This is a genomic window from Pseudomonas sp. ChxA (assembly GCF_030263855.1).
GTDB classification, from domain to species: domain Bacteria; phylum Pseudomonadota; class Gammaproteobacteria; order Pseudomonadales; family Pseudomonadaceae; genus Aquipseudomonas; species Aquipseudomonas fluorescens_CB.
This window is the reverse complement of sequence record NZ_JARPMK010000001.1, coordinates 2,894,336-2,919,067: the sequence shown is the minus strand read 5'-3', so window position 1 is coordinate 2,919,067 and position 24,732 is coordinate 2,894,336. Positions and strand designations below refer to the sequence as shown.

The 24,732-nt window shown below is 60.7% G+C and carries 26 protein-coding genes and 1 tRNA gene; 11 read left to right on the top strand and 16 right to left on the bottom strand.

The genetic code is table 11. The features are described 5' to 3' along the window. Nucleotides 1–62: 62 nt before the first annotated feature. A tRNA-Ser gene (locus P5706_RS13130) sits at nt 63–153 on the bottom strand. A gap of 152 nt (nt 154–305) precedes the next feature. Between P5706_RS13130 and P5706_RS13125 the strand changes: the two genes are divergently transcribed. Next, nucleotides 306–977 (top strand): Bax inhibitor-1/YccA family protein, encoded by a 672-nt coding sequence (locus P5706_RS13125; RefSeq protein ID WP_058419884.1) that lies wholly within the window; start codon nt 306–308, stop codon nt 975–977. A 72-nt stretch (nt 978–1,049) separates the two neighbouring features. Here P5706_RS13125 and murB read toward each other — a convergent pair whose 3' ends face one another. The 8 genes from murB to P5706_RS13085 all read right to left on the bottom strand — a co-directional run bounded on the left by murB (nt 1,050) and on the right by P5706_RS13085 (nt 7,905). Continuing rightward, a complete protein-coding gene (gene murB, locus P5706_RS13120) occupies nt 1,050–2,069 on the bottom strand; it encodes a UDP-N-acetylmuramate dehydrogenase (RefSeq protein WP_285679481.1) in 1,020 nt (339 codons plus the stop codon). Continuing rightward, on the bottom strand, nt 2,066–2,530 hold the full coding sequence (locus P5706_RS13115) for a low molecular weight protein-tyrosine-phosphatase (RefSeq protein WP_200431805.1): 465 nt from the start codon (nt 2,528–2,530) through the stop codon (nt 2,066–2,068). Before P5706_RS13115 ends, murB begins: the two co-directional genes overlap by 4 nt. Continuing rightward, nucleotides 2,530–3,294: a 3-deoxy-manno-octulosonate cytidylyltransferase gene (kdsB, locus tag P5706_RS13110; protein ID WP_200431806.1), complete on the bottom strand. Its 765-nt coding sequence runs from the start codon at nt 3,292–3,294 to the stop codon at nt 2,530–2,532. Before kdsB ends, P5706_RS13115 begins: the two co-directional genes overlap by 1 nt. Further along, nucleotides 3,291–3,476: a Trm112 family protein gene (locus tag P5706_RS13105; protein WP_003174668.1), complete on the bottom strand. Its 186-nt coding sequence runs from the start codon at nt 3,474–3,476 to the stop codon at nt 3,291–3,293. Before P5706_RS13105 ends, kdsB begins: the two co-directional genes overlap by 4 nt. Before the next feature lie 23 nt (nt 3,477–3,499). Then, nucleotides 3,500–4,510: a tetraacyldisaccharide 4'-kinase gene (gene lpxK / locus P5706_RS13100; RefSeq protein WP_285679480.1), complete on the bottom strand. Its 1,011-nt coding sequence runs from the start codon at nt 4,508–4,510 to the stop codon at nt 3,500–3,502. Next, nucleotides 4,510–4,938: a flagellar polar localization protein PocB gene (gene pocB / locus P5706_RS13095; RefSeq protein ID WP_200431808.1), complete on the bottom strand. Its 429-nt coding sequence runs from the start codon at nt 4,936–4,938 to the stop codon at nt 4,510–4,512. The genes lpxK and pocB overlap by 1 nt, the downstream gene beginning before the upstream one ends. Continuing rightward, on the bottom strand, nt 4,935–5,570 hold the full coding sequence (pocA, locus tag P5706_RS13090) for a flagellar polar localization protein PocA (protein WP_016969293.1): 636 nt from the start codon (nt 5,568–5,570) through the stop codon (nt 4,935–4,937). Before pocA ends, pocB begins: the two co-directional genes overlap by 4 nt. Before the next feature lie 109 nt (nt 5,571–5,679). Continuing rightward, nucleotides 5,680–7,905, bottom strand: a complete 2,226-nt coding sequence (locus P5706_RS13085) for a DNA internalization-related competence protein ComEC/Rec2 (RefSeq protein WP_285679479.1) — start codon at nt 7,903–7,905, stop codon at nt 5,680–5,682. A gap of 134 nt (nt 7,906–8,039) precedes the next feature. Here P5706_RS13085 and P5706_RS13080 point away from each other — a divergent pair, with 134 nt between their 5' ends. Then, entirely contained in the window at nt 8,040–8,555 is a 516-nt protein-coding gene (locus tag P5706_RS13080) for a DUF2062 domain-containing protein (protein ID WP_138814977.1), read from the top strand. 3 nt (nt 8,556–8,558) lie between these two features. On the opposite strand, the gene P5706_RS13075 is transcribed toward P5706_RS13080, so the two are convergent. Further along, nucleotides 8,559–9,917, bottom strand: coding sequence for a HAMP domain-containing sensor histidine kinase (locus tag P5706_RS13075; protein ID WP_285682720.1), 1,359 nt, complete (start codon nt 9,915–9,917; stop codon nt 8,559–8,561). After that, complete coding sequence (locus P5706_RS13070; RefSeq protein ID WP_200431810.1) at nt 9,904–10,629, bottom strand: response regulator transcription factor; 726 nt, start codon at nt 10,627–10,629, stop codon at nt 9,904–9,906. Before P5706_RS13070 ends, P5706_RS13075 begins: the two co-directional genes overlap by 14 nt. 231 nt (nt 10,630–10,860) lie before the next feature. Here P5706_RS13070 and P5706_RS13065 point away from each other — a divergent pair, with 231 nt between their 5' ends. From P5706_RS13065 to P5706_RS13050, 4 genes are all read left to right on the top strand, one after another. Further along, entirely contained in the window at nt 10,861–13,614 is a 2,754-nt protein-coding gene (locus tag P5706_RS13065; RefSeq protein WP_285679478.1) for a response regulator, read from the top strand. Nucleotides 13,615–13,839: 225 nt separating this feature from the next. Beyond that, the gene (locus P5706_RS13060; protein ID WP_285679477.1) at nt 13,840–14,829 is read left to right on the top strand and encodes a 2-hydroxyacid dehydrogenase; all 990 of its coding nucleotides are present in this window, start codon (nt 13,840–13,842) and stop codon (nt 14,827–14,829) included. A gap of 71 nt (nt 14,830–14,900) precedes the next feature. After that, nucleotides 14,901–15,341 carry a hypothetical protein gene (locus tag P5706_RS13055; RefSeq protein ID WP_017136572.1) on the top strand — a complete coding sequence of 147 codons (441 nt, stop codon included), beginning with the start codon at nt 14,901–14,903 and terminating at the stop codon, nt 15,339–15,341. Beyond that, entirely contained in the window at nt 15,338–15,739 is a 402-nt protein-coding gene (locus P5706_RS13050; protein ID WP_285679476.1) for an META domain-containing protein, read from the top strand. Before P5706_RS13055 ends, P5706_RS13050 begins: the two co-directional genes overlap by 4 nt. 117 nt (nt 15,740–15,856) lie before the next feature. On the opposite strand, the gene P5706_RS13045 is transcribed toward P5706_RS13050, so the two are convergent. Then, nucleotides 15,857–16,318 carry a TlpA family protein disulfide reductase gene (locus P5706_RS13045; RefSeq protein WP_058419872.1) on the bottom strand — a complete coding sequence of 154 codons (462 nt, stop codon included), beginning with the start codon at nt 16,316–16,318 and terminating at the stop codon, nt 15,857–15,859. A gap of 117 nt (nt 16,319–16,435) precedes the next feature. On the opposite strand from P5706_RS13045, the gene arsC reads away from it, so the two are divergent. From arsC to P5706_RS13030, 3 genes are read left to right on the top strand one after another with little or no spacing between them, the layout of a single operon-like run. Continuing rightward, nucleotides 16,436–16,789 (top strand): arsenate reductase (glutaredoxin), encoded by a 354-nt coding sequence (gene arsC, locus P5706_RS13040; RefSeq protein WP_285679475.1) that lies wholly within the window; start codon nt 16,436–16,438, stop codon nt 16,787–16,789. After that, nucleotides 16,786–17,400, top strand: a complete 615-nt coding sequence (wrbA, locus tag P5706_RS13035; protein ID WP_138450910.1) for an NAD(P)H:quinone oxidoreductase — start codon at nt 16,786–16,788, stop codon at nt 17,398–17,400. Before arsC ends, wrbA begins: the two co-directional genes overlap by 4 nt. Continuing rightward, the gene (locus tag P5706_RS13030; protein WP_200431815.1) at nt 17,384–17,800 is read left to right on the top strand and encodes a DUF2069 domain-containing protein; all 417 of its coding nucleotides are present in this window, start codon (nt 17,384–17,386) and stop codon (nt 17,798–17,800) included. The genes wrbA and P5706_RS13030 overlap by 17 nt, the downstream gene beginning before the upstream one ends. Before the next feature lie 89 nt (nt 17,801–17,889). Here P5706_RS13030 and P5706_RS13025 read toward each other — a convergent pair whose 3' ends face one another. Together P5706_RS13025 and ttcA are read right to left on the bottom strand one after the other, a co-directional pair. Continuing rightward, nucleotides 17,890–18,561: a DNA-3-methyladenine glycosylase I gene (locus tag P5706_RS13025; RefSeq protein ID WP_099548017.1), complete on the bottom strand. Its 672-nt coding sequence runs from the start codon at nt 18,559–18,561 to the stop codon at nt 17,890–17,892. 67 nt (nt 18,562–18,628) lie between these two features. Continuing rightward, entirely contained in the window at nt 18,629–19,453 is an 825-nt protein-coding gene (gene ttcA / locus P5706_RS13020) for a tRNA 2-thiocytidine(32) synthetase TtcA (RefSeq protein WP_285679474.1), read from the bottom strand. Nucleotides 19,454–19,841: 388 nt separating this feature from the next. On the opposite strand from ttcA, the gene P5706_RS13015 reads away from it, so the two are divergent. Both P5706_RS13015 and P5706_RS13010 read left to right on the top strand, forming a co-directional pair. Next, nucleotides 19,842–20,444 (top strand): Yip1 family protein, encoded by a 603-nt coding sequence (locus P5706_RS13015; protein WP_200431818.1) that lies wholly within the window; start codon nt 19,842–19,844, stop codon nt 20,442–20,444. Nucleotides 20,445–20,571: 127 nt separating this feature from the next. Next, complete coding sequence (locus P5706_RS13010; protein ID WP_056861886.1) at nt 20,572–21,066, top strand: SprT family zinc-dependent metalloprotease; 495 nt, start codon at nt 20,572–20,574, stop codon at nt 21,064–21,066. Nucleotides 21,067–21,258: 192 nt separating this feature from the next. Here the strand turns inward: P5706_RS13010 and P5706_RS13005 are convergent, their stop codons facing one another. Continuing rightward, on the bottom strand, nt 21,259–22,383 hold the full coding sequence (locus P5706_RS13005; RefSeq protein WP_285679306.1) for an IS481 family transposase: 1,125 nt from the start codon (nt 22,381–22,383) through the stop codon (nt 21,259–21,261). Between the two features lie 1,038 nt (nt 22,384–23,421). Continuing rightward, nucleotides 23,422–24,597: a CaiB/BaiF CoA transferase family protein gene (locus P5706_RS13000; protein ID WP_285679473.1), complete on the bottom strand. Its 1,176-nt coding sequence runs from the start codon at nt 24,595–24,597 to the stop codon at nt 23,422–23,424. Between the last annotated feature and the right edge of the window lie 135 nt (nt 24,598–24,732).

Here is a 24,732-nt window from a genome sequence, read left to right as displayed (position 1 = left end):
CCGCCACGAAGAAACCCCAGAAACGCAAAAGCCCCGCATTCGCGGGGCTTTCGTGTAAATCTTGGCGGGAAACCAGGGATTCGAACCCTGGAGACGCTATTAACGTCCGCCGGTTTTCAAGACCGGTGCATTCAACCACTCTGCCAATTTCCCTTTTGCTTCACAGGATTATGATAGCCCATCCCGTGTCAGCGGGCGCCATAATACCCGAATGAAACACACTGTCAAACTCTTGCCATGGCTTGTTACAGAGCGTCTGTTATGATCCTTGCGACTGAATGTTTCAAAACTGAAGGAGTGTCGCCATGCGCGAACAGAATTACGCACTGAATGGTAACGCGCAGGCTGAGCAGCTTGAAGTCAGCCGCGTGTTGCGCAACACCTACGGCTTGCTCGCCCTTACCCTCGCGTTCAGCGGCGTAATGGCGTATGTGGCGCAGCAGATGCGCGTTGGCTACCCGAATATCTTTGTCGTGCTGATTGGTTTCTACGGTCTGTTCTTTCTGACCAACAAGCTGCGTGACTCGGCCTGGGGCCTGGTGTCGGCGTTTGCCTTGACCGGTTTCATGGGCTTTATCCTAGGCCCGATCCTCAACCGTTACCTCGGCATGGCCGGCGGCGCGGAAGTGGTCAGCTCGGCATTTGCCATGACTGCCCTGGTGTTTGGTGGTTTGTCGGCCTACGTGCTGATCAGCCGTAAGGACATGAGCTTCCTGGGTGGCTTCATTACCGCAGGCTTCTTCGTGTTGCTGGCGGCAGTGGTTGCCGGCATGTTCTTCCAGATCAGCGGCTTGCAGTTGGCGATCAGCGCGGGTTTTGTGCTGTTCTCCTCCGTGTGCATCCTGTTCCAGACCAGCGCCATCATCCACGGCGGTGAGCGTAACTACATCATGGCGACCATCAGCCTGTATGTGTCGATCTACAACCTGTTCATCAGCCTGCTGCAGATCTTCGGCATCATGAGCCGCGATGACTGATTGCTAGCGCAATAAAAAATGCCCCGTATCGAAAGATGCGGGGCATTTTTGTTTTCACAGGATTGCTGATACTCAGTACTGGTTGGGTTCCATTTCCAGATCAACCTTGAAACGCTCGGCAATATCACGCTGGATGCGCAGTGCCAGGCTGGCAATGTCATGCCCAGTGGCCATGCCATAGTTGACCAGAACCAGCGCCTGCAGTTTATGCACGCCGGCATCGCCGTCGCGAAAGCCCTTCCAGCCAGCTTTATCGATCAACCAGCCAGCGGCGAGCTTCATTTGCCCATCGGCCTGCGGGTAGGCCACCAGGTCCGGGTACTGCGCCTTCAGCTCAGCCGCCAACACCTGGGACACCAGTGGGTTTTTGAAGAAGCTGCCGGCATTCCCCAGTTCTGCCGGGTCAGGCAGTTTTTCGCGGCGGATGCTGCAAATGGCCCGGCTGACATCGCTCGGCGTCGCCTCAGTGATGCCCTGCCCGGCCAGGCGCTGCTGCACTGGGCCGTAATCGAGCTTGAGGTGGCTGGCGCGGCTCAAGGCGAAACGCACGCGCAGGATCAGCCAGCGCCCGGTTTCGTGCTTGAACAGGCTGTCACGGTAGGCGAAGTTGCATTCTTGCAGGCTGAAGTCGCGCAGCTCGCCGGTGTGGCGATCCAGTGCGGTGAGGCCGGCAAACACGTCCTTGATCTCCACGCCGTAGGCGCCGATGTTCTGCATCGGCGCAGCACCGACAGTGCCGGGGATGAGACTGAGGTTCTCGAGGCCGCAGAAGCCGTGTTCCAAGGTCCACACTACAAACGGGTGCCAGGCTTCGCCCGCTTCGGCCTCGACCACTACGTTTACACCGTCATCCTGCAGCACCCGAATGCCCTGGGTGGCCATGCGCAACACCACAGCCTGAATATCCTGGGTCAACAACAGGTTGCTGCCACCGCCGATCACCAACAGCGGTAATGACTGCGCCGCCGCATAGCCCAGGGCTTCACGTACATCGGCGTCGCTGCGGGCCTCGGCAAACCACCGGGCGCGCACGTCGATGCCGAAGCTGTTGAATGGCTTGAGCGATACCTGCGCAAGCACTTGCAAGGTCATAACCGCCCCTTCAATTCGATCACCAATAAATCACAGGCACGTTCAATCAGGTCCAGGACCCGCTCGAAACCTTGCTCGCCTTCGTAGTAAGGGTCTGGCACTTCGTCCACTTCGGCGTCATAGCGGCGCAGGAACAAGTCCAGCTCGGCTTTGCCTTGGCCTGGGTGCAACGCCTTGAGGTTGCGCAGGTTGCTATGGTCCATGGCCAGGATCAGGTCATATCGAGCAAAATCTGCACGCGAAACCTGCTGGGCACGCTGGGCCGACAAGTCGTAACCGCGTACCAGCGCAGCACGCTGGCTGCGCCGGTCCGGCGGGTTGCCTATATGCCATTCACCCGTACCGGCAGACGCTACTTCAACCTGGCCGGCCAGCCCCGCTTCGCGCAATTTATGGCGCAGCACACCTTCGGCGGTGGGCGAGCGGCAGATATTGCCCAGGCAGACGAACAGAACCTCCATCAGGCCCCCAGCAGGCGGCGGACGCGCTCAAGGTCTTCCTGGGTGTCGACACCGGCGGGCGGCGCTTCCAGCGCGTCGCCAACGTGAATGCGCACGCCGTGCCACAGGGCACGCAACTGCTCCAGGGACTCGGTGTTTTCCAGCCAGCACGGCCCCCAGCTGACGAAGTCATGCAGGAAACCGGCGCGGTAGGCATAGATGCCGATATGACGACGGTACGGCACGCCCTGGGGCAATACGTCGGGCTGTTTGGCGAATGCATCACGCGCCCAAGGCAGGGTCGAGCGGCTGAAGGTCAGCGCCAGGCCATTGATATCGCTGACCACTTTGACCACGTTCGGGTTGAACAGGGTCTCGATGTCTTCGATGGGTTCGGCCAGGGTGGCCATGCGCGCCTCGCCATGGGCGGCCAGGTTGGCGGCGACCTGATCGATCACGCAGGGCGGGATCAGCGGTTCGTCACCTTGCACATTGACCACAATCGCATCGGGCGCCAGCCCCAGTTGCGTGGCGACTTCGGCCAGGCGGTCGGTGCCGGAATTGTGGTCTTCACGGGTCAGCACCGCTTCAGCGCCGAAACCTTTGCAGGCCTCGATGATGCGCGGGTCATCGGTGGCAACCACCACGCGCTCGGCGCTGCTTTTGCAAGCCTGCTCCCACACCAGCTGGATCATCGGCTTGTCGCCGATCAATTGCAGCGGCTTGCCCGGCAAGCGCGTAGAGGCGTAGCGCGAAGGAATGACAACGGTAAAGGCGGTGGTCATTTATCCAGGCGCTCATCGGTGGTCAGGGTACGCGCTTCACTTTCCAGCATCACCGGGATGCCATCACGGATCGGATAAGCCAGGCCGGCGCCCTTGCTGATCAACTCGGTTTTATCGGCGCTGAGCTTGAGCGGGCCTTTGCAGATCGGGCAAGCGAGGATGTCGAGCAGTTTGGTGTCCATGAGTATTTCCTGGAAAAAGCGGTTTAAGGCAAGAGTCGGGCAGGCAGCAGGCGCATCAATTGCGTGTCGAACCAGGCTACAAACGCCGGTGACGGCAATGCATCTACTGCAAGGTACCACCAGTCGGGCTGGGCAAAGGCGCGGCACTTAACCGCGTCTTTTTCGGTCATCACCAACGGCAATGACGGTGTGAAATTCAACACCTCTGCGCTGTAGGGCGCATGGTCGGCAAACGCATGGGGAACCGGCTGCCAGTGTAGCGTTTCGAGGGTATTGAAGAAACGTTGCGGGTTACCGATACCCGCGACGGCATGGACCCGCTGGCCGGCGGCAAAATGCTCGACCGATTGGCGCTCACCGGTTTTCAAGTTGATCAGCGCCGTGGGTTGCAGGCGAAAGGCAAACCCATCCTCGCGATCGGCTCCGGCGCCGTTGTACAACAGCGCATCGACGCTGTGCAGGCGCTCCACCGGCTCGCGTAAAGGCCCGGCCGGCAGGCAGCGGCGGTTGCCCAGGCCACGGGCGGCATCGATCAACACCAGTTCCAGGTCGCGGGCCAGGCGGTAATGCTGCAGGCCATCGTCGGAGAGGATCAGGTCTAGAGGTTCACTGGCCAGCAAGGCTTTGACGGCGCGGCTGCGGTCTGGGTCGATCATCAGGGGCACGCCGCAGCGCTGAACGATCAGCAACGGCTCATCGCCCGCCACCTCGGCGCTGTGGCTGGCCTCGACCCGCCAGGGTAACTGCGGTGGTTTGGCACCGTAGCCGCGGCTGACCACGCCGACCCGCAGGCCGCTGCGCCGGCAATGCTCGATCAGCCACAGGATCAACGGCGTCTTGCCGGTGCCGCCAACGGTGATATTGCCCACCACCACCACAGGCACCGGCGATTGATAGATCTCACCCTCGCCCGCCAGGAAGCGCGCGCGTTTGCGCTGCACAACGCGACGGTACAACGATTCCAGCGGCCGCAGCAGTACCAGTGCCGGATGGCCCTCGTACCACGCCTTGAGCAAACGATCGGACATGGCCATCAGGGCGGGCTCGCCGCCTCGACGGTGGTCATGCGCAGATGACTGAAGCCCAGCTTGCCGGCAGCGTCCATGGCGGTGATCACGGCTTGATGCTGGGTTTTACCGTCAGCGCTGATGGAGAGCGGCATTTTGGTATCGCCGCCGGACTCTTTCTCCAGGGCGGCCATCAGGCTGGCAAGGTCATTTTTTTCGAGCAATTGGTTGTTCACCGAAAACACCCCGTCGGCGCTGATGGCAATGTCCAGTTGCTTGGTTTCCTGGTCTTCGGCCGGTGAGCCACTTACTGCTTCGGGTAAGTCAACCCGCAGCTGGGTTTCGCGGGTGAAGGTGGTAGTCACGACAAAAAACAGCAGCAGGATAAAGACCACGTCGATCAGCGACGCCAGGTTGATATCAACATTCTCCCGTTGCTTGCGGCGAAATTTCACGCTCGGCCCTCAACGAAGTCGACATCACGATCGCCCTGCACCACTTCCACCAGCTTGATGGCTTCCTGCTCCATGCCGACCACCAGTTCATCGATGCGGCGCTGCAGGAACCGGTGGAAAAACACCGACGGAATACCGACCATCAAGCCCGCTGCCGTGGTGATCAAGGCCTTGGAAATACCACCGGCCAAGACGGCGGCGTTGGTGGTCATGCCCGAGCCCATGAACGAGCTGAAAATGTCGATCATGCCCAGCACCGTGCCCAACAAACCCAGCAACGGCGCCATGGCCGCGATGGTGCCGAGCGCATTGATATAGCGCTCCATTTCGTGGATGACCCGGGCGGCAGCCTCTTCGATGCACTCCTTCATGATCTCGCGACCATGCTTGGAGTTGGCGAGGCCCGCCGCCAGGATTTCACCCAATGGCGAGTTGGCGCGCAGTTCCTTGAGTTTTTCTTTATCCAGCTGTTTGTTCTTGATCCAGCCCCAGACCTGCCCCAGCAAGTGCTCGGGGGTTATGCGACTGGCGCGCAGGGTCCACAAACGTTCGGCAACGATGCCGAGTGCGGCGATGGAGCTCAAGATAATCGGCAGCATCATCCAGCCGCCGGATTTGACCAATTCCCACACAGTGAATGTCCCCTCGAAAAAGTGCGCCACTTTACCATATAGGTTCACCCACGTGGTTCGTAGGCGCCAGGCCCGCCTGCAACCGGCTCGGGTGCTTGGTAAGCAGGTATTACGGTAACCCTTCGCGCCAAAATCGCCGTTGACTGCGCGCAACAACCGGCGCTTTAAAACTGCCCAGTAGCACACGCACGGCACCTTGCTCGGCGCTGTCGTAAACCCGGCTGCCCAGCGCCTGGTAACGCGCCGTCACCTGTGGATGGGGATGCCCGAACGCATTACCACGGCCACGGGAAACCAGCACCGCCTCGGGCGCAAGCCGCTGCAAAAACGCCCAGGATGAGGAACTGCGACTGCCATGGTGCGGTGCTTGCAGCCAATCGGTAGGCACCGCCAGGGGCGACGCGAGAAAGGCTTTTTCGGCCGCCTCATCAATATCGCCCGTCAGTAGCAAGCGCTCGCCACGGGCCTGTACCTGCAAGACGCAGGATTTCGGATTGCTACTAGTGGCGCCAGGCCATTGCCACAACTCAAACGAAACACCATCCCACTCCCAGCGCTCACCGCTGACGCAGGGCTGGGCCGCGAGAAAGGCCGGTAGCCCTTCGGTCTCGCCACCAATAACCCGCCCGACGGGCAGTGCACGGGCAACCGCTGCGGCGCCGCCGGCATGGTCAGCGTGAGCGTGGCTGATCACCATCGCGTCCAACGCCGCCACTCCAAGCTTTTGCAGGGATGGCAGCACCACGCGCGCGCCCAGGTCAACCGCACCTGAGCGCGGGCCTGCGTCGTAGAGCATGGCGTGATGGCGCGTGCGCAGGATCACCGCCTGCCCCTGGCCGACATCCAGTTGCACCACCTCCACCTGCCCGTGCGGCACCAAGGTCTTAGGTGGAAAAACCGCCAACAACAGCATCGGCCAGCCCAGCAGCCGCAATGGCACGCCTTTGGGCAAGAGTAAGAGCACCACACCCGCGACGCTGATCATCCAATAACCCAACGGCACGTCGACGGGCACCCACGCAGCGCTTAGCCCGGCCAGCAGCGCCAGGCCTGTGAACAGGCCGCCCAACGCGCCACCGGCTAACCACAACAGGCCCTCTCCCACCCACGGCACCGCCAACAATGCGGTGCCCAGCAGCGCCAACGGTAGCACCACCAGGCTGATCCACGGCACGGCAAACAGATTGGCCACTGGCGCACTGAGGCTGATAGGCAACCCCAGCACCAGCAACACCGGAAACAAACCGATGGCGATCAACCATTGAGGGCGGGTCCAGGCCTGCCAGATACTCCACGCGCCCAGACGCCCGCTGAACGCCAATACCAGCACGGCCACGGCAGCAAACGACAACCAGAACCCTGGCTGTAAACTGGCCAGCGGCTCCAGCACCAGCACAGCATTGAAGGCCAGCAATAACGGCCACCACACACCCAAGTGGCGAAACCGCAAACGCCACAGCAGCACCAACCCGACCATCACACAGGCCCGTTGCACCGGCACACCAAAACCCGCCAGCAAGCCGTACCCCAGCGCGGCGCTGAACGCCAGGCCACAGGCCCACGGCAGCCAAGGCAGGGCCCGGGGCCAGCAACCGTAGCGCGCCAGCCCGGCCACCAGGGCGTAGATCAAACCGGCCAGCAAGCCAATGTGCTGGCCGGAAATCACCAACAGGTGCACCGTGCCAGTGTCCTGCAACACTCGCCAATCCTCAGTCGTAAGCCCCGAGCCGTCGCCCAGCACCAAGGCTGCCAGCCCCGCTTCGCGGCCCTGAGCATCCACCGCCAGCAGGCGTTGGCGGAGGATGTCACGCCAGGCATGGCGAGCCGGTGCCAGGCGCTGGCCATCTTTCACCGAACCGGTAGCGCCGATGCGCTGGGCCAGCAGCCAGGCCTCGTAGTCAAAACCCTGGAAATTGAGCAGACCCGCCGGCCGCTTGAGCGTGACCGCCAGCCGCCAGCGCTCGCCACTGTTAACCGGCGGCCCGCCATGCCAGGACAGCCGGATACGCTTGGGCAGTCGGGCCTTGCGTGACCGACTGTCGATCAATTCGAAGCGCACGCCGGTGCTGGTGTTTTGCGGCAACCCGATGACGCGCCCCTCAATCCAGCGAGTCTGACCGTCCAGATCGGGTCTTAACCGGTCGTCCAACGCCCATTGCGCGCTCATGCACGCCCAGCTCACGCCCAACAGCAAAAACGCCAGCGGATAGGTTCGAAACGGCAGCAACATCAGGGCCACTACCAACATGGCCAGCAACCAAGCGGTGGGCGGCAATGCGGGTAAAAATCGCAGCGACAATAAGCCCATTCCGAACGCGAACATCCCTGTTCTCATGAAGCATCCTTTTCCAGTGATCCACTAGTCTTAGTCGGATACCCCGCGCGGCCTCTGATGTTTTGTCACAAAGTCTGAATTTTCTGTTTATAGAATGCGGGCATACTTGCCCCTCGAACTGACCTGGACCCCTTATGCCCCGGCGCTTATTCAAACGGTACATGCCCGACCCCACGAGTATCCGGGAACACAAGTCCTTACGATTTCTCGGCAAGTTGTTGCATGACCCCAACCTCTGGCACCTGAACCGCCATTCCGTCGCACGCGCCATGGCAGTGGGCCTGTTCGCGGCGTTTATCCCGATTCCGTTGCAGATGTTATTGGCGGCGGTCCTGGCGATCGCTGTGCGCGGCAATATGCCGATTGCCGTGAGTCTGGTGTGGCTGACCAACCCGATCACCATGCCGGTGGTGTTCTTCTGCACCTACCTGACCGGCGCCTGGCTGATGAATACGCCGCCGCGCAGCCTGCCCGACAACCTGACCTGGGAGTGGATCAGCAGCCAGCTGGGCACGCTGTGGCAGCCGTTCCTGTTGGGTTCGGTGGTGTGTGGGCTGGTGTTGGCCGCGCTGGCCTACTGCCTGACGATGGGATATTGGCGCTGGTGGGTCGCGCACCAGTGGAAGAAACGCAAGCAACGGCGCGGCTGAAGGCTAGCGCGCGGGCAGCCGCAGGTGTACGCACAAACCGTGCGCGGTGTTTTGCGCCCACAACGTCCCGCCCTGGCGCTGTATGGCATTGCGGGCGATGCTCAAGCCCAGGCCGAAACCGCCATCACCCGGCCGTGAACCTTCCAGGCGGGTGAACGGTGCAAAGATGCGTTCCAAGTCCTGCTCATCAATACCGCCGCCCTGGTCGTGCAGCCAGATATGCCAGTCATCGCCCTCGCGACAGCCGTCCAGCGTCACCAGCCCCTGGGCAGGGGAATGCCGGATGGCATTGCGCAGGATATTTTCCAGGGCCTGGGCCAGCGCATTCAGGTTGCCGCGCACCCAGCAGTCAGCGGGCAACAGGCACGGCAAACGCGCTGCTGGCCAATCACTTTCATAACACGCGTTTTCCCGCAGCATGTCCCACAAGGCCTGAAGCTGGATGGCTTCCTCAGGTAACGGCGTTCGCTCGCTGTCCAGCCAGGCCAGTTGCAGGCTGTCTTCCACCAGACGCTGCATGGCGTCAATCTCCCGGCCCAGGCGCTCGCGCAACTGCGTCAGGTCCTGTTCACTGTCACAGGCTACGCGCAAACGGCTCAACGGCGTGCGCAGCTCATGGGACATGTCCCGCAATAACTGTTGCTGCAACTCCACGGTGCCCTGCAAACGTTCAGACATGTGGTCAAAGGCGCGGCCCAGCTCACCCAATTCATCCTTGCGGCTGGTGGCCTCGCGGGACATGCGCGTGTTCAATTGATCGGCGCGCCAGGCGTTGGCCTGCTCGCGCAACTGGTTCAAAGGCATGATCAGCAGCCGGTAAAGCCCCACGCACAGCAGCAAGGTAAACAGGCCAGGGATCACGCCGTTGGTCACCACGCGCCAAAACACCTGATAGCGCCCCGGCATAAAGCGCTTGGGCAATTCGATCACCAGCGAGCCGGCACCAGGGTCGACCGGGAAGGGGATTTTCACCCAGGGCAAACCTTTGACGTGCCGGCTGACCGGCCACTCCAGCCCGCGCAGAAAGGTCAGACGCTGGCTTTCCCTGTCGCTCAGCGGCAGGCTGCTCAGCGACTGCAAGTCGTTGCCGATCACCCCGATCCAGGTGGATTCGCGCGTGCCCATCAGTTGCAACCAGGCGTCCACGCCTTCGCTGCCCTGAGTACTCCAGGCCAGTTCCGCGCCCGCGGCATAGCCGCGCAAAATCTCGCGCGATTCCTCGGCCACATAGGCGTTCTGCTCTTCCATGTAGCGGCCCCAGGACCAACTGAGCCAGATCATCAGCAAACAGAAGGCGATCAGCAGGCAAGCGAGCTTCCAAAATAACGAATGCCGGCCGGGCAGTTGCTTAAAGCCCTTCATCATGGCCGCTCAGCACATAACCTTTGCCCCACACCGTACGCACTTCGCGCTCGCTGTAGCCGATGGCCTTGAGCTTGCGGCGGATCTGGCTGATATGCATGTCCAGGCTGCGGTCGTGGGGCGCGTAACCGCGCTGCAACACATGCTGGTAAAGGAAGGCTTTGCTGAGCACTTCATCGGCGCTACGGTGCAAGGTCTCGAGCAGGCGATACTCGCTGCGCGTCAGCCCGGCCCAGTGTTCTTGAAAGAACACATCGTACAGCTCATCGTCAAAGCGCAGGCTGCGCGCATCGTCATGCGCCGGTAAACGCACCGGCAACGGCCGCCGGTCCAGGGCCACGCGGCGCAGGATAGCTTCAATGCGCACGCGCAATTCGATCATGCTGAACGGCTTGGGCAGGTAGTCGTCCGCGCCCAGGCGAAAACCACTGATGCGGTCGGCTTCGGCGCCCAGCGCAGACATAAGGATGACCGGCATCGCATGGTCTTGGCGCAAATGGGTAAGAATCGACAAACCGTCCATACCCGGCAGCAGGATATCCATCAGCACCACGTCGAACGCCCGGTCACGTGCCATCTGCAGGCCCTGTTGGCCGTTCTGGCACCAGGTGACCTGAAAGCCACAGCGGCCCAGGTGCTCATGCACATAGGCACCCAATACAGGGTCGTCTTCAATTGCCAGGATACTGGGTAGGCCAACTGCGGGATTCATTAGCGTCTGCAAGTCATTCTCAATCGCTGATTATTCAAGAATAAACGGTGACAGGCAATCGCCACCCGGCTGCCGATGGTTCGAAGATTGCGCTCGGCGATTAATGTCGGAGATTGACGTCGATCATTAATTTGCGAGGTTCCACACCGCGCAAATGGCTACACTGCGCAGGTGGCGCGGACCGGATGCCCGCGCAGATCATCGAAAACAGTGTGGTAGCAGGAGAGTGGCGTGCTTAGAAGAATGGGGATAAAAGGCCGCGTACTGTTGCTGACCTTATTACCGACCAGCCTGATGGCCCTGTTGTTGGGGGGCTATTTCACCTGGATGCAGCTGTCGGAGTTGCAGACCCAATTACTGCAACGCGGCGAAATGATCGCCGAGCAATTGGCGCCGCTGGTGGCCCCGGCGTTGAGCAGCAAGAACACCGACCTGCTTGAACGCATCGCCACCCAGTCGCTGGAGCAACCGGACGTACGCGCCGTGTCGTTCCTGGCACCGGACCGCTCGTCCCTGGCCCACGCCGGCCCGACCATGCTTAACCTCGCGCCGGTCGGCAACAGTTCGCACCTGCTGCAACGCAGCGGCAATGACGCCACGCGCTACCTGCTCCCGGTGTTCGGTCGCCATCGCAACCTCGCCGGCGAATTGATCCCCGACGAAGCCGACCGCCTGCTGGGTTGGGTCGAAGTCGAGCTGTCGCACAATGGCATGTTGCTGCGCGGCTATCGCAGCCTGTTTGCCAGCCTGCTGCTGATCGCCATCGGCCTGATCTGCACGGCCGCCTTGGCGTTGCGCATCAGCCGCACGATCAACTCGCCCATCGGCCAGATCAAGCAAGCTGTGGCCCAACTCAAGGACGGCAACCTCGAAACCCGCCTGCCACCGTTGGGCAGCCAGGAATTGGACCAACTGGCCTCGGGCATCAACCGCATGGCCGAAACCCTGCAAAATGCCCAGGAAGAACTGCAACACAGCATCGACCAGGCCACCGAAGACGTGCGCCAGAACCTGGAGACCATTGAGATCCAGAACATCGAGCTGGACCTGGCGCGCAAGGAGGCCCTGGAGGCCAGCCGCATCAAGTCGGAGTTCCTGGCCAATATGAGCCATGAAATCCGCACGCCACTCAACGGCATCCTGGGCTTCACTCATCTGCTGCAAAAAAGCGAGTTGTCGCCGCGTCAGCTGGATTACCTGGGCACCATCGAAAAATCCGCCGACAACCTGCTGGGCATCATCAACGAGATCCTCGATTTCTCGAAAATCGAAGCCGGCAAGCTGGTCCTCGACAGTGTGCCCTTTAACCTGCGCGACCTGCTGCAAGACACCCTCACGATCCTCGCCCCCGCCGCCCATGCCAAACAGCTTGAGCTGGTCAGCCTGGTGTACCGCGACACGCCGCTGGCGTTGGTGGGCGACCCGTTGCGCCTCAAGCAGATCCTCACCAACCTGATCAGCAATGCGATCAAATTCACCCGCGAAGGCACCATTGTTGCCCGTGCGATGGTCGAAGACGAACAGGAAGACAGCGTGCAACTGCGCATCAGTGTGCAAGACACCGGCATCGGCCTGTCGAACCAGGACGTGCGTGCGCTGTTCCAGGCCTTCAGCCAGGCCGACAACTCACTGTCGCGCCAACCCGGCGGCACCGGCTTGGGCCTGGTGATTTCCAAGCGGCTGATCGAGCAGATGGGCGGTGAAATCGGCGTCGACAGCACACCGGGCGAAGGCTCGGAATTCTGGATCAGCCTGAGCCTGCCCAAAACCCGCGACGACGCCGAAGACCTGCCCTCCCCGCCGTTGCTGGGACGCCGTGTGGCCGTGCTGGAAAACCACGAACTGGCGCGTCAGGCCCTGCAACACCAACTGGAAGATTGCGGCCTGGAAGTGACACCGTTCAATACCCTCGAAAGCCTGACCAATGGCATCACCAGCGCGCACCAGACTGAACAGGCCATTGACCTGGCGGTGCTCGGTGTCACCGCCAATGACATTCCGCCCGAACGCCTCAACCAGCATTTATGGGACTTGGAACACCTGGGCTGCAAGGTGCTGGTGCTGTGCCCGACCACCGAACAGATGCTGTTCAACCAATCGGTGCCCAACCCCAACAGCCAGTTGCAGGCCAAACCTGCATGTACGCGCAAACTGCGCCGCGCACTGGCCGACTTGATCAGCCCGCGCCCATTGCGCAGCGAACCCGGCGAACCGCTCTCCAGCCGAGCGCCGCGCGTACTCTGCGTGGACGACAACCCGGCCAACCTGTTGCTGGTGCAAACGTTGCTCGAAGACATGGGCGCCAAGGTCCACGCGGTCGAAAGCGGGTATGCGGCCATTGACGCGGTCAAGCAGGAAACCTTCGACCTGGTGCTGATGGACGTACAAATGCCCGGCATGGACGGGCGCCAGAGCACCGAGGCGATCCGCCAGTGGGAAAGCGAGCGCCACGGTACATCGCTGCCGGTGGTCGCCCTCACCGCCCACGCCATGGCCAACGAAAAACGCGCCCTGCTGCAAAGCGGTATGGACGATTACCTGACCAAACCCATCAGCGAGCGGCAGCTGGCCCAAGTGGTGTTGAAATGGACCGGCCTGGCCCTGCGCAATCAAGGGCCGGAGCGCGCGACTGACGGTTTGGCGCCCGGCGTGCAATTACTGGTACTGGATCATGAGGAAGGCCTGCGCCTGGCGGCCAACAAAGCCGACCTGGCCGCCGACATGCTTGCCATGCTGCTGGCCTCGCTGGAAGCCGATCGCCTGGCGATCACCGCCGCCCGTGAAGCCAAAGACAACAATGCACTGATCGAACGCGTGCATCGCCTGCATGGCGCCACCCGCTACTGCGGCGTGCCGCAATTGCGCGCCGCCTGCCAGCGCGCGGAAACCTTGCTCAAGCAAGACGACGCCAAGGCCATCGCCGCGCTGGATGAACTGGACATGGCGATTGCGCGGCTGGCCAGTGAGGCACGGGTCAGCGCCTGAGGCTTCTCCAGGCTTGTGTTGATCTGGCTTGTGTGGGAGCTGGCTTGTGTGGGAGCTGGCTTGTGTGGGAGCTGGCTTGTGTGGGAGCTGGCTTGCCTGCGATAGCATCAACGCGGTGAACAGCCAGACCCAGTTGCCCGCATCGCAGGCAAGCCAGCTCCCACAAAAAAGCCCGGTGCCCACATCGGCCTTCCTAAAACTCAGTGATTGCAGGGAGCATTTTTAATGCGCGTCATTCTTTTCAGCAGCCAGACCTACGACCGCGACAGTTTTCTCGGCGAGCCGCTGCCCGCAGGTGTCGAGCTGCAATTCCAACCGGCCCGCCTGAACCTCGACACCGTGGCCCTGGCCGAACACCACGAAGTGGTCTGCGCCTTTATCAACGATGACCTCAGCGCACCGGTGCTGGAACACCTGGCCGCCGGCGGCACACGCTTGATTGCCTTGCGCTCGGCCGGTTACAACCATGTCGACCTGGCCGCCGCCCAGCGCCTGGGCCTGAGTATCGTGCGCGTACCGGCCTACTCGCCCCACGCGGTGGCAGAACATGCGGTCGCGCTGATCCTGGCCCTCAACCGTCGCCTGCACCGCGCCTATAACCGCACCCGTGATGGCGATTTCAGCCTGCACGGGCTCACCGGTTTCGATCTGGTCGGCAAGACCGTCGGCGTGGTCGGCACCGGGCAGATCGGCGCCACCTTTGCCAAGATCATGGCCGGGTTCGGCTGCCAGTTACTCGCCTATGACCCGTTCCCTAATCCGCAGGTCCAGGCCCTTGGCGCCCGCTATGTAAACCTGCCAGAGCTATTGGCCCAGGCGCAGATCATCAGCCTGCACTGCCCGCTGACCGCCGACAGCAAACACCTGATCAACGCATATTCCCTGGCACAGATGCAGCCTGGCGCCATGCTGATCAATACCGGGCGCGGTGGCCTGGTGGACACGCCTGCGCTGATCGAAGCCCTCAAGAACGGCCAACTCGGCTACCTGGGCCTGGATGTATATGAGGAAGAAGCCCAGCTGTTTTTCGAGGATCGCTCCGACCTGCCGCTGCAAGACGACGTACTCGCACGCCTGCTGACCTTCCCCAACGTGATCATCACCGCCCACCAGGCGTTCCTTACCCGTGAGGCACTTGCGGCGATTGCCGGCACCACGCTGGCCAACATCAGTGCCTGGGCCGAAGGCCGGCCGCAAAACCTCGTCGAAGGTTGATCAGCGGTCATATACCAGGCTCATGATAGGCCGGCACCCGTGATAGGATGCCGCGCCTATTTGGAGGATCCATGGCCGAACACGATTTCCGCTTCAGCTTGCTGAGCCCGCAACACACCCTGATCGAATGCCGCGCCCTGGTGCCGGGCCGTTACCAGGTCACCGGCAACGGTGGTTCGATCAAGCATGGCGACGTCTTGATCGTCACCCTGCGCGGCAGTAAAACCCTGTCGATGCGCCTGACCGTCGAAGGTGACGCGCGCTATTCCATTCGCCCGGCGGGCCAATGGGTCGCCATGGCCCAGGGGCCGAAATTCGGCGAGCTGGAAATTCACACCTGGAAGGTCAACTGCGACAGCTGCGACAGCCTGCTGGAGTTTGAATTCGCCGTGGAAACCAAGCTGGCGAAAGAGCCGCTGCAACCGGCCGCCAATGCGCGCATCAAGGAACTGGGCTGGGCCAGCGAAGGCGACAAACACCGCTGCCCGAAATGCCAGCAGGCTGCGCAATGAAAGGCGTGCTGCTCGCCGCCCTCGGTGTGGCCTTGACGGGCTGTGCCGGTGACGCGGTAAAGCTGCAGCAAGACCACAGCTACGTGGTGGAATGGATTGGCGAACGGCCGTTGATGGATTACGCGCACCTGACCGTCACCCTCGGCGCCGATGGCCGCGCCTACGGCAATGGCGGCTGCAACCACTGGTTTGCACCGTACACCGTTGAAGGCCGGACGCTCAGTTTCGGCAAGATCGGCAGCACCCGCAAACTCTGCACCGAAGCCTTGATGGAGCAGGAACAGCGCTTCTTCCAGGCCCTGCAAGGTGTGCAGCGCTGGGATATCTCACCGATCGAGCAGACCCGATTCTGGCCGGCTGAAGGCAAGCCGATTCGCCTGTGGCTGGAAGAAGGCTGATCCAAAGTCAGACTGGATCGGCTTTTCTGTGGGAGCTGGCTTGCCTGCGATAGCATCACCGCGGTGTACCTGATACACCGCGCCAGCCGCATCGCAGGCAAGCCTGCTCCCACAGGTTTAACCGCGTAACGCCTTGAGCTTGGCCAACACGCCTTCTGCCGTCTGCTCACCCATCAGCTGTTCACGCACCTTGCCTTTGTCATCAATGATGTAGGTCACCGGCAACGCCTCGCTGCGCGGAATATCGAAAATCTCTTCCGGGTTCTGCGCCAGCACCGTGAACTTGATCCCCAGCTTCTCGCTGGCGGCCTTGAGCTCTTCACCCTGCACGTTGTCGAAATTGACCCCGAACACGCCCACATTCTGGCCTTTCAACTGTTCGGCCAAGGCATTCAGTTCCGGGATTTCCGTGCGGCACGGGCCACACCATTCGGCCCAGTAATTGACCACCACCCATTGTTTGTCCAGGCGTTCGGCCGCCACCTTCTTGCCATATTGGTCAACGCCGTAATCGTTACCGCAGCCGCTGAGCAGCAGGGTTGTGATGATCGCCAATGCACCGATCAGTCGCCTAGTCATGGGGTAATCCTTCGCAAAAAAATGAACGTTGGCTGCGACCTATCGCCTCTTACGGTTTAAGGACGGGTCGCCGCGCAGGTAGAATACCCGCCACCTTACGCAAGATGCGACCCGCACATGACCGATCTGACGCTTTATCACAACCCGCGCTGCTCGAAATCGCGCGGTGCGCTTGAACTGCTGGAAGCCCGCGGCCTGAACCCGACTGTGGTGCGCTATCTCGAAACGCCGCTGAACGCCGCGCAACTCAAGGCCTTGCTCAGCAAACTGGGGATCAGCGCACGCCAACTGCTGCGCACCGGCGAAGACGAATACAAAACCCTCAACCTGGCCGACACCAGCCTCAGTGAAGCGCAGTTGATTGCCGCGATTGCCGAGCACCCGAAGCTGATGGAACGCCCGATCCTGGCAACCGCCGACAAAGCCATCATCGGCCGCCCACCGGAAAACGTGCTGGAGTTGCTGCCGTGACCGCGCCCTATGTGCTGGTGCTGTATTACAGCCGCAATGGCTCGGTGAGCGAAATGGCTCGGCAGATTGCCCGGGGTATCGAGCAAGGCGGCCTCGAAGCCCGCCTGCGTACCGTACCGGCGATTTCCACCGAGTGCGAAGCCGTGGCGCCGAGCATCCCGGACGAAGGCGCGCTGTATGCAAGCCTGGATGATCTGAAGAATTGCTCGGGCCTGGCCCTGGGCAGCCCGACGCGCTTTGGCAACATGGCCGCGCCGCTCAAGTACTTCCTCGATGGCACCAGCAACCTGTGGCTCACCGGCGCACTCGTCGGTAAACCAGCCGGCGTGTTCACCTCCACCGCCAGCCTGCACGGTGGCCAGGAAACCACGCTGATGTCGATGCTGCTGCCGCTGCTGCACCACGGCATGCTGATCACCGGCCTGCCCTACAGCGAACAAGCCTTGCTCGACACCCAGGGCGGCGGCACGCCGTATGGCGCCAGCCATCATTCCGGACCGGACGGCAAACGCATGCTCGATCAGCACGAAATCACCCTGTGCCGGGCACTCGGCCTGCGCCTGGCCACCACCGCCACGCTGCTGGAGAACGGCCGTGGCCAGAAAACCTAAGGTCCTGCCGCCCCAGGCGTGGCTGGAACCGCGGGTCAACGTAGCACGCGTACTGAGCTTGTTGGCTTTTCTAGGGCTGGTGGGTTTGCTGTGCGTGTATTACCTGTTCATCGCCGACCTGCACGGTGCGCGCCCTTGGGTGATACTGCTGATCGAGTTGGTGCCGCTGCTGGTGCTGGCGCCGGGCATGCTGCTGGGCAGTGCGCGCGGGCATTCGTGGATGTGCTTTGTGGTGAACCTGTATTTCATCAAGGGCGCACTGGCCGCGTATGACCCGAACCGGCAGTGGTTCGGGGTGCTGGAGATGCTGGCGAGTCTGGCGGTGTTTTGTACCGCGCTGTTGTATGTGCGGTGGCGGCATCAGTTGAACCGGCGGTTGGCGCAAGCCCAGGGTGGCTGATAGTCAGTCATCGCAGGCAAGCCAGCTCCCACACTTGGAAAGCATTCCCCTGTGGGAGCTGGCTTGCCTGCGATAGCCTCACCTCGGTCTCAATGATTCACCGTGTAGGCCAGCATCATCGACAGCTGGCACATCGGCCGCCCACTCTCGGCGTGCCATTGGTTAAACGCGCCCTGCACCGTCGCCAAGTCCCGCAGGCTGGTCGGCGCCTTGTCGACGATCTTCTGCGCGTTCAACGCCGCGACCACGTCATCACTCGGCACAAACGTGTCCTTGCCGACCATGCGCAAAAAGCGCGGCGCCGACAGCCCGCCCAACTGGTGACCGTGCTTGCTCAAGTACTTCCACAAGCTGACGATATCGGTCACCGGCCAGTCGGCGATAAACGCGCCGAAGCTGCCTTTTTCCTGCTCGATATCCAGCATCATCTGCGCATTGCGCGGCACGCTCTTGAGCTTGCCCAGGTGACGGATGATGCGCGTGTCCTGCATAAGGCGCTCCAGATGTTCGGCGCCCATCAGCACGACTTTTTCCGGATCGAAGCCGAAGAACACCTGCTCGAACGCCGGCCATTTGGCATCCACCACACTGTGCTTCAAACCCGCGCGAAATACGCGCAGCGCCAGGGTCGACAGGTAGCGATCATCACTGATCTTGCGCAATTGCGCCGGGGTTTTGGGTACCGGCAGGTGGGCTTCCAGCTCGGCCGCTGAACCAAAGCGGTTCAGACAATATTCGTGCAGCCACTTGTAATCGCGCATGCCCTCTCCTGGCAGTTGAATTGAAAACGGCGCCCGTGAGCGCCGTCTTTCAGAGCGTTGAAACGTCTTAGAGGTTCACCACATTGAGGAAGCGCGAAGCGGCGGTCTCGTCAATTTTAAGGCTGGTGAAATCGAACAGGTTGCGGTCGGCCAGTTGCGACGGCTGCACATTCTGCAAGCTACGGAAGATGCTTTCGGTGCGGCCAGGGGTTTTGCGCTCCCAGTCCACCAGCATGTCCTTGACCACCTGGCGCTGCAGGTTTTCCTGGGAGCCGCACAGGTTGCACGGGATGATCGGGAATTGCTTGAAGTCGGAGTAAGCCTGGATGTCCTTCTCGTTGCAATACGCCAGCGGGCGGATCACCACGTTACGCCCGTCATCGGCGCGCAGCTTGGGCGGCATGGCCTTGAGCGAGCCGTTGAAGAACATATTGAGAAAGAAGGTCTCAACGATGTCGTCACGGTGGTGCCCCAGTGCCATCTTGGTCGCGCCGATCTCATCGGCAAAGGTGTAAAGCGTGCCACGACGCAGGCGTGAGCACAGCGAGCAGGTGGTTTTGCCCTCGGGGATCAGCTCCTTGACCACCGAATAGGTGTCTTTTTCGACAATGTGGTACTCCACGCCCAGCTCTTTGAGATAGGCCGGCAGCACGTGCTCCGGGAAGCCCGGTTGTTTCTGGTCCATGTTGACGGCAACGATCTGGAACTGGATCGGCGCAACCTTTTGCAGGTGCAGCAGCACGTCGAGCATGGTGTAGCTGTCTTTGCCGCCGGAGAGGCAGACCATGACCTTGTCGCCGTCCTCGATCATGTTGAAATCGGCGACCGCTTCCCCGGCCAGGCGACGCAGGCGTTTTTGCAGTTTGTTCTGGTTGACCGTAAGAGTGCCCATGGCGCTTGGATCCGCTAAAGGTGTGTGACGAAAAGCGCAGCATTTTACGCAAAAATACTTCAATGAGCGACGCCGATCCAATGTGGGAGCTGGCTTGCCGGCGATGGCGGTGTGTCAGCAACTAATACATCACTGATCCACCGCTATCGCAGCGATGCGGCGACCCGACAAGCCAGCTCCCACAGTAGAACCAATCATCACTGACAGACCTCACCGCGATTAGCGCCAATGTTTACAGCGCAATTTGCTCTAAAGCCCTACAGTTTTTCCGGTCATCACTTCCTATACTGCGACGTAAGGTCGCACAACTATCCAGGACCTTATGTGGCCATTTGGCCCGTGGGCGCTCCGATGGGGGGCGATGGTAATAACGACAGGAGTGACTGGCATGATCCATCACGTCGTGGGGCTATTTACCCATCCCGACCAGGAATGGCGGGAAATTCGTGGCGATAAGGAAGAAAGTATCGGCCACATGTACCTCACTCATACTTTGATTCTCGCGGCGATCCCCGCCGTCTCGGCCTTTATCGGCACCACCCAGGTCGGCTGGGTGATCGGCAGCCGCGCTCCGGTCATGTTGACCCAGGAAAGCGCGCTGTGGATGACCATCATGTCCTACGCGGCAATGCTCGGCGGCGTGGCGGTGATGGGCGCATTCATCCATTGGATGGCCCGCACCTACGACGCCAGCCCGAGCATGGCGCGCTGCGTAGCGTTCGCCACCTACACCGCGACCCCACTGTTTATCGGCGGGCTGGCGGCGCTCTATCCGCATATGTGGCTGGGCATGGTCGTGGGCACGGCGGCTATCTGTTACACGGTGTACTTGCTGTATGTGGGGCTGCCGACGTTTATGAACATCGACCCGGATGAAGGCTTCCTGTTTTCCAGCTCGGTACTGGCTGTGGGCCTGGTGGTACTGGTGGCAATCATGGCGTTTACCGTGATCGTCTGGGGGCTGGGCGTAGGCCCGATTTACACCAACTAAGCGGATGAACCGCAGGCAAAGCCACCGCAAGGTGGCTTTGTGCGTTATGCATGACCATTCGGCGCCTGACAGATTCGGAAACACCTGCTTTTGCGGCATACTGGACGTCTCTGGAGATATGGTCAGCATGCCCGAGCAACTCAATACCCGCGTCGAAGATTGTTTCCTACAAGCCGAATCATTTTTTAAACGAAGCTTCAAACGCCCCCAGGTCAGCCTCAAGCTGCGGGGCCAGAAGGCCGGTGTCGCGCATTTGCACGAGAACCTGCTGCGCTTCAACCCACAGTTGTACCGCGAAAACAGCCAGCACTTCCTCAAGCAGACCGTGGCCCATGAGGTGGCGCACCTGATCGCCCACCAATTGTTTGGCGAGCGCATCCAACCCCATGGCGAGGAATGGCAGTTGATCATGCGCGGGGTTTACGAACTGCCGCCGGATCGGTGCCACACGTATGAGATCAAGCGCCGTCAGGTGACCCGGTATATCTACCGCTGCCCGTGTGCCGACAGCGATTTCCCGTTTTCGGCCCAGAGGCATGGGCTGGTGAACCAGGGGCGGCGGTATTTGTGTCGGCGGTGTCGGCATACCTTGGTGTACACCGGGGAAACTCGGGTGGAGTGAGGGCCTTATCGCAGCATTGGCCTCTACGCGAATATTGGCGTCTGGGGTGTGTTGGGCTGTTTTATCTTGGGGGCATATCCGTTATTTAGGTCACGGCTGAGTAGGGTTCCGCTCTTACAGCGGGTCACTTTTGCAAGGACGTGTACGGACCGGACACATGGTGGACACATGTGCGGGGACATGGTGGACACATTATTGACCATAATCAGGCTTACTAACTTCGATAGTTCGCAAAAAATGATGGCAGAAATAGACATCGAACAGACCATCGCTTTCAGGGTTAGGGCGGATTGCTATGTGTTGCCCTGCCAGGCCTTTTGCGATGCTGAAATAGCTTTTCTGAAAGCGAAAACGGCTGTGATAAACCTTGGCTAATACGTCATCTGGTCCGTATTCAAACTCCGGTAGTTGCTGCGGATAATCCCAAGAACTGCTGCGATAACGGTCCATTGGCACCTTGTATTCCAGCGCCTGATGGGGACGTTGCAGGTTGTATATTTCACGCCATTGATCGAAAGCTAGCTGGGCATCTGCCAGTGTAGAAAAGTGACGCCCGTTAAGGACTTCTGCCTTGAGTGATCGATGGAAACGCTCGATTTTCCCATTTGTTTGCGGATGGTAGGGACGACTGAAACTTATCCGAATTCCCAAACGCACCAGCCAAATGCTCAACTCGGTGATCTCGCCAGGATTACGCGGTGAGCCCCAAGGCGCGCCATTGTCGACGTTGATACGTGCTGGTAAACCGTAAATTTCAAATACCTTGCTCATCTTCTCTTTTACGGTGGTACCTCGCTCGTTATCACACGCTTGGATGGCCAGATTGAACCGCGAATGATCGTCCAGGATGGTCAGGGGGTGGCATCGGCCTTGCTGCATTGCAAAGTGGCCTTTGAAATCCATCTGCCAAAGATCATTGGGCTCAGGATGTTCAAATCTCAGCAGGGCCCCTGGTTCTTTATCTGAGGGTTTAATCAAGCTATGCCGGTGCAAGACATTCGTGACAGTACTGGGGGCAATTCGCTTGTCCAGCATGCTGCTAATTGTGCGTCCGCCCCATGCCGGATGATCTTGGCGAAGTGCAATAACCTCAGCCTCCAGCTCGGCCTGGGTCAGCTTGGGGCTGCTGACGGGCTTACGTGACTTCTCTTGCAGGCCTGCAGAACCGCCGGCCTCGTAGCGTTTTAGCCACTTGTAGACTGTCTGCGGACTTATGCCGAATCGTCGGCACAGCTCTCGCTTATTACTGCCGGGTTTCTTTGCTAAGGAAACAAACTCTTCTTTTAGGCTCATGGCGTCTCTCGAGTTCCAGGGCATGATGGCCTCCCGGCGCAGTTAGCTTGCCGAGAAGTGTCCACCATGTCCCCGCACACCCGTCAACCATGTGTCCGGTCCGTACACAAGGACGCAAAAGTAACCAAAAGGTCCTCGCCCCACCACTCGGCACCTCGCTTAGGCTCGGTGTGCCCTCACTCCGGCTTGAATCCGTGGGCCGCCGCGATGGGCCATCCTTGGCCCAGCGCGGCTAACCCGGCGTCCTGCCGGGTTACCCACGGATTCAAGCCTGCGTTCGGCCAGCGTGGTTAACGGGGCGTCTCAGATCAAAATCAAGATCAAGATCTACAGCACGGCGGCCTGAAAGCCGACCTGAGTGGTTGAAGCAAGAGCCAGATCAAGTGCAAGGCAAAAGCCTATCTGAATACACTGAAGAACTGCTTTTCTGTGGGAGCTGGCTTGTCGAATCGTCGCACCGCTGCGATGCAGGCACCTCGGTGTGTCAGGTACACCGAGTTGATGCCATCGCAGGCAAGCCAGCTCCCACCTTTGACCGAGTATGGCTCTGCTGTTGCTTTGCTGTTGCTCCGGCTCTTACATCCTTTTCGATGACGAAGTCAGCGGTCTTTTGATCTGCGCTTTTGATCGTGATCTTGATCTGAAATCGCCCCGTTAAACACGATGGCCGGAATTCGACAGGGATTTGGGGGGTAAACCGGCAGGGATGCCGGTTTAGCCGCGCTGGGCCAAGGATGGCCCATCGCGGCGACCCCCCAAATCACTGGCGGATTGCGGGCATGCCGAGCCTAAGCGAGGCACCGAGTGTTGGGGCGAAGACCTTTTGCTTACTTTTGGGTCTTTCCAAAAGTGAGCCGCCGTAAGGGCGGAACCCTAAGTAGCCGTGACCGCAGCAACGGATATACACCCCGAACGCCCAGCCTCCTAGTCAGCCCGTTAACGTTGTGTAGATACCCATGCCCATCGCAGGCAAGCCAGCTACCACAGTCAACCGTGTTCACAAATCAAAGTGTGGGAGCTGGCTTATCGGGTCGCCGCATCGCTGCGATGAGGCCCAACCAGTCACCCAACGACCTTGGCCCGCCGCAATTCAGCTATCCGCTGAGCACTAAATCCCAACCCCGCCAACACTTCATCACTGTGCGCCCCCACGGCAGCGCCAATATGCCGAGGCTGCGGCAACCCCTCGGAAAACTTCAACGGGCAGGCCAGTTGCGCCTGGGTCGAGCCATCACCCCGTGGCACCTGGCTGACCAACTCCCGCGCCTGCAACTGGGGATGCGCCAGCGCTTCACTCAGGCTCAACACCGGCTCAACACACGCATCCACCCCGGCGAACAACTCACACAATTCATCAAAGCTGCGCTTCTCAAACTCCACCTGTAACGCCAGCTTCAGGGCTTTTTGCTGCTCGGGTTTCAAGCTTTGCATGGCCAGCTCCGGCCTTCCCAAGGTTTCGCACAATTGCCGCATAAACGCCGGTTCCAGGCTACCCACCGACATCCAGCGCCCATCACGCGTGCGGTAGTAATCGTAGAAACTGCCGCCGTTGAGCACATGGCTCTCCCAATCCGGCTCCACCCCACAGGCCAGGTAGCCTGCGCCAGCCATGGCATTCAGGCTGAACGAGCAGTCGGTCATGCTCACATCCAGGTATTGGCCGAGGCCACTGTGCTGGCGGGCAATCACGGCGGCGAGCAAGCCCACCACCGCGTGCAGCGAACCACCGCCGACATCCGCCAGTTGCACGCCCAGCGGCAACGGCCCACTGTCCTGGCGGCCGGTGTAACTGGCCACGCCGGCCAGTGCGAGGTAGTTGATGTCGTGCCCGGCGCGGTCTTTATAAGGCCCGGTCTGGCCGTAGCCGGTGATCGACACATAAATCAGCCTGGGGTTGAGCGCCTTCAGCGCCTCATAACCCAGGCCCAGACGCTCCATCACCCCGGGCCGGAATTGCTCAAGGACAATGTCATAGTCCTTGACCAGCTCACGCACGATCTGCAGCGCCTCGGCCTGCTTGAGGTCCAGTGCCAGGCTGCGCTTGTTGCGGTTGAGGTAAGCGTGGCTCGCCGAGGTGCCCTGATCGTGGGGCGGCAGCACGCGCAACAGGTCCATGCGCGTGGGCGATTCGATACGCAGCACCTCGGCGCCCATGTCCGCCAGCATCAGGGACGCGAACGGGCCAGGCAGCAAGGTGGAAAAATCCAGCACTTTGAGGGATGCCAAGGGACCTGACATGAAGACTCCATTTCGTTTGCGTATGCCCACAGCCTAGGCAGCCTTGCGCCTGGCGGCAATCGTCAGAACAATCACCGAGAGTGACCGTTTTGATCACGGCGGGCTTTTTCGCGGCGGCGGCTTTATCATTGGCTC

Coding starts and splice junctions, on each gene's coding strand:
- P5706_RS13045 (WP_058419872.1), bottom strand. CDS start 16,318: ATGACTAGGCGACTGATCGGTGCATTGGCGATCATCACAACCCTGCTG.
- P5706_RS13070 (WP_200431810.1), bottom strand. CDS start 10,629: ATGAATCCCGCAGTTGGCCTACCCAGTATCCTGGCAATTGAAGACGAC.
- P5706_RS13060 (WP_285679477.1), top strand. CDS start 13,840: ATGCGCGTCATTCTTTTCAGCAGCCAGACCTACGACCGCGACAGTTTT.
- P5706_RS13000 (WP_285679473.1), bottom strand. CDS start 24,597: ATGTCAGGTCCCTTGGCATCCCTCAAAGTGCTGGATTTTTCCACCTTG.
- kdsB (WP_200431806.1), bottom strand. CDS start 3,294: ATGACCACCGCCTTTACCGTTGTCATTCCTTCGCGCTACGCCTCTACG.
- ttcA (WP_285679474.1), bottom strand. CDS start 19,453: ATGGGCACTCTTACGGTCAACCAGAACAAACTGCAAAAACGCCTGCGT.
- P5706_RS13010 (WP_056861886.1), top strand. CDS start 20,572: ATGCCCGAGCAACTCAATACCCGCGTCGAAGATTGTTTCCTACAAGCC.
- P5706_RS13025 (WP_099548017.1), bottom strand. CDS start 18,561: ATGCGCGATTACAAGTGGCTGCACGAATATTGTCTGAACCGCTTTGGT.
- P5706_RS13005 (WP_285679306.1), bottom strand. CDS start 22,383: ATGCCCTGGAACTCGAGAGACGCCATGAGCCTAAAAGAAGAGTTTGTT.
- arsC (WP_285679475.1), top strand. CDS start 16,436: ATGACCGATCTGACGCTTTATCACAACCCGCGCTGCTCGAAATCGCGC.
- lpxK (WP_285679480.1), bottom strand. CDS start 4,510: ATGGCCATGTCCGATCGTTTGCTCAAGGCGTGGTACGAGGGCCATCCG.
- P5706_RS13015 (WP_200431818.1), top strand. CDS start 19,842: ATGATCCATCACGTCGTGGGGCTATTTACCCATCCCGACCAGGAATGG.
- P5706_RS13115 (WP_200431805.1), bottom strand. CDS start 2,530: ATGGAGGTTCTGTTCGTCTGCCTGGGCAATATCTGCCGCTCGCCCACC.
- P5706_RS13105 (WP_003174668.1), bottom strand. CDS start 3,476: ATGGACACCAAACTGCTCGACATCCTCGCTTGCCCGATCTGCAAAGGC.
- murB (WP_285679481.1), bottom strand. CDS start 2,069: ATGACCTTGCAAGTGCTTGCGCAGGTATCGCTCAAGCCATTCAACAGC.
- P5706_RS13125 (WP_058419884.1), top strand. CDS start 306: ATGCGCGAACAGAATTACGCACTGAATGGTAACGCGCAGGCTGAGCAG.
- P5706_RS13055 (WP_017136572.1), top strand. CDS start 14,901: ATGGCCGAACACGATTTCCGCTTCAGCTTGCTGAGCCCGCAACACACC.
- P5706_RS13080 (WP_138814977.1), top strand. CDS start 8,040: ATGCCCCGGCGCTTATTCAAACGGTACATGCCCGACCCCACGAGTATC.
- P5706_RS13075 (WP_285682720.1), bottom strand. CDS start 9,917: ATGAAGGGCTTTAAGCAACTGCCCGGCCGGCATTCGTTATTTTGGAAG.
- P5706_RS13085 (WP_285679479.1), bottom strand. CDS start 7,905: ATGAGAACAGGGATGTTCGCGTTCGGAATGGGCTTATTGTCGCTGCGA.
- P5706_RS13050 (WP_285679476.1), top strand. CDS start 15,338: ATGAAAGGCGTGCTGCTCGCCGCCCTCGGTGTGGCCTTGACGGGCTGT.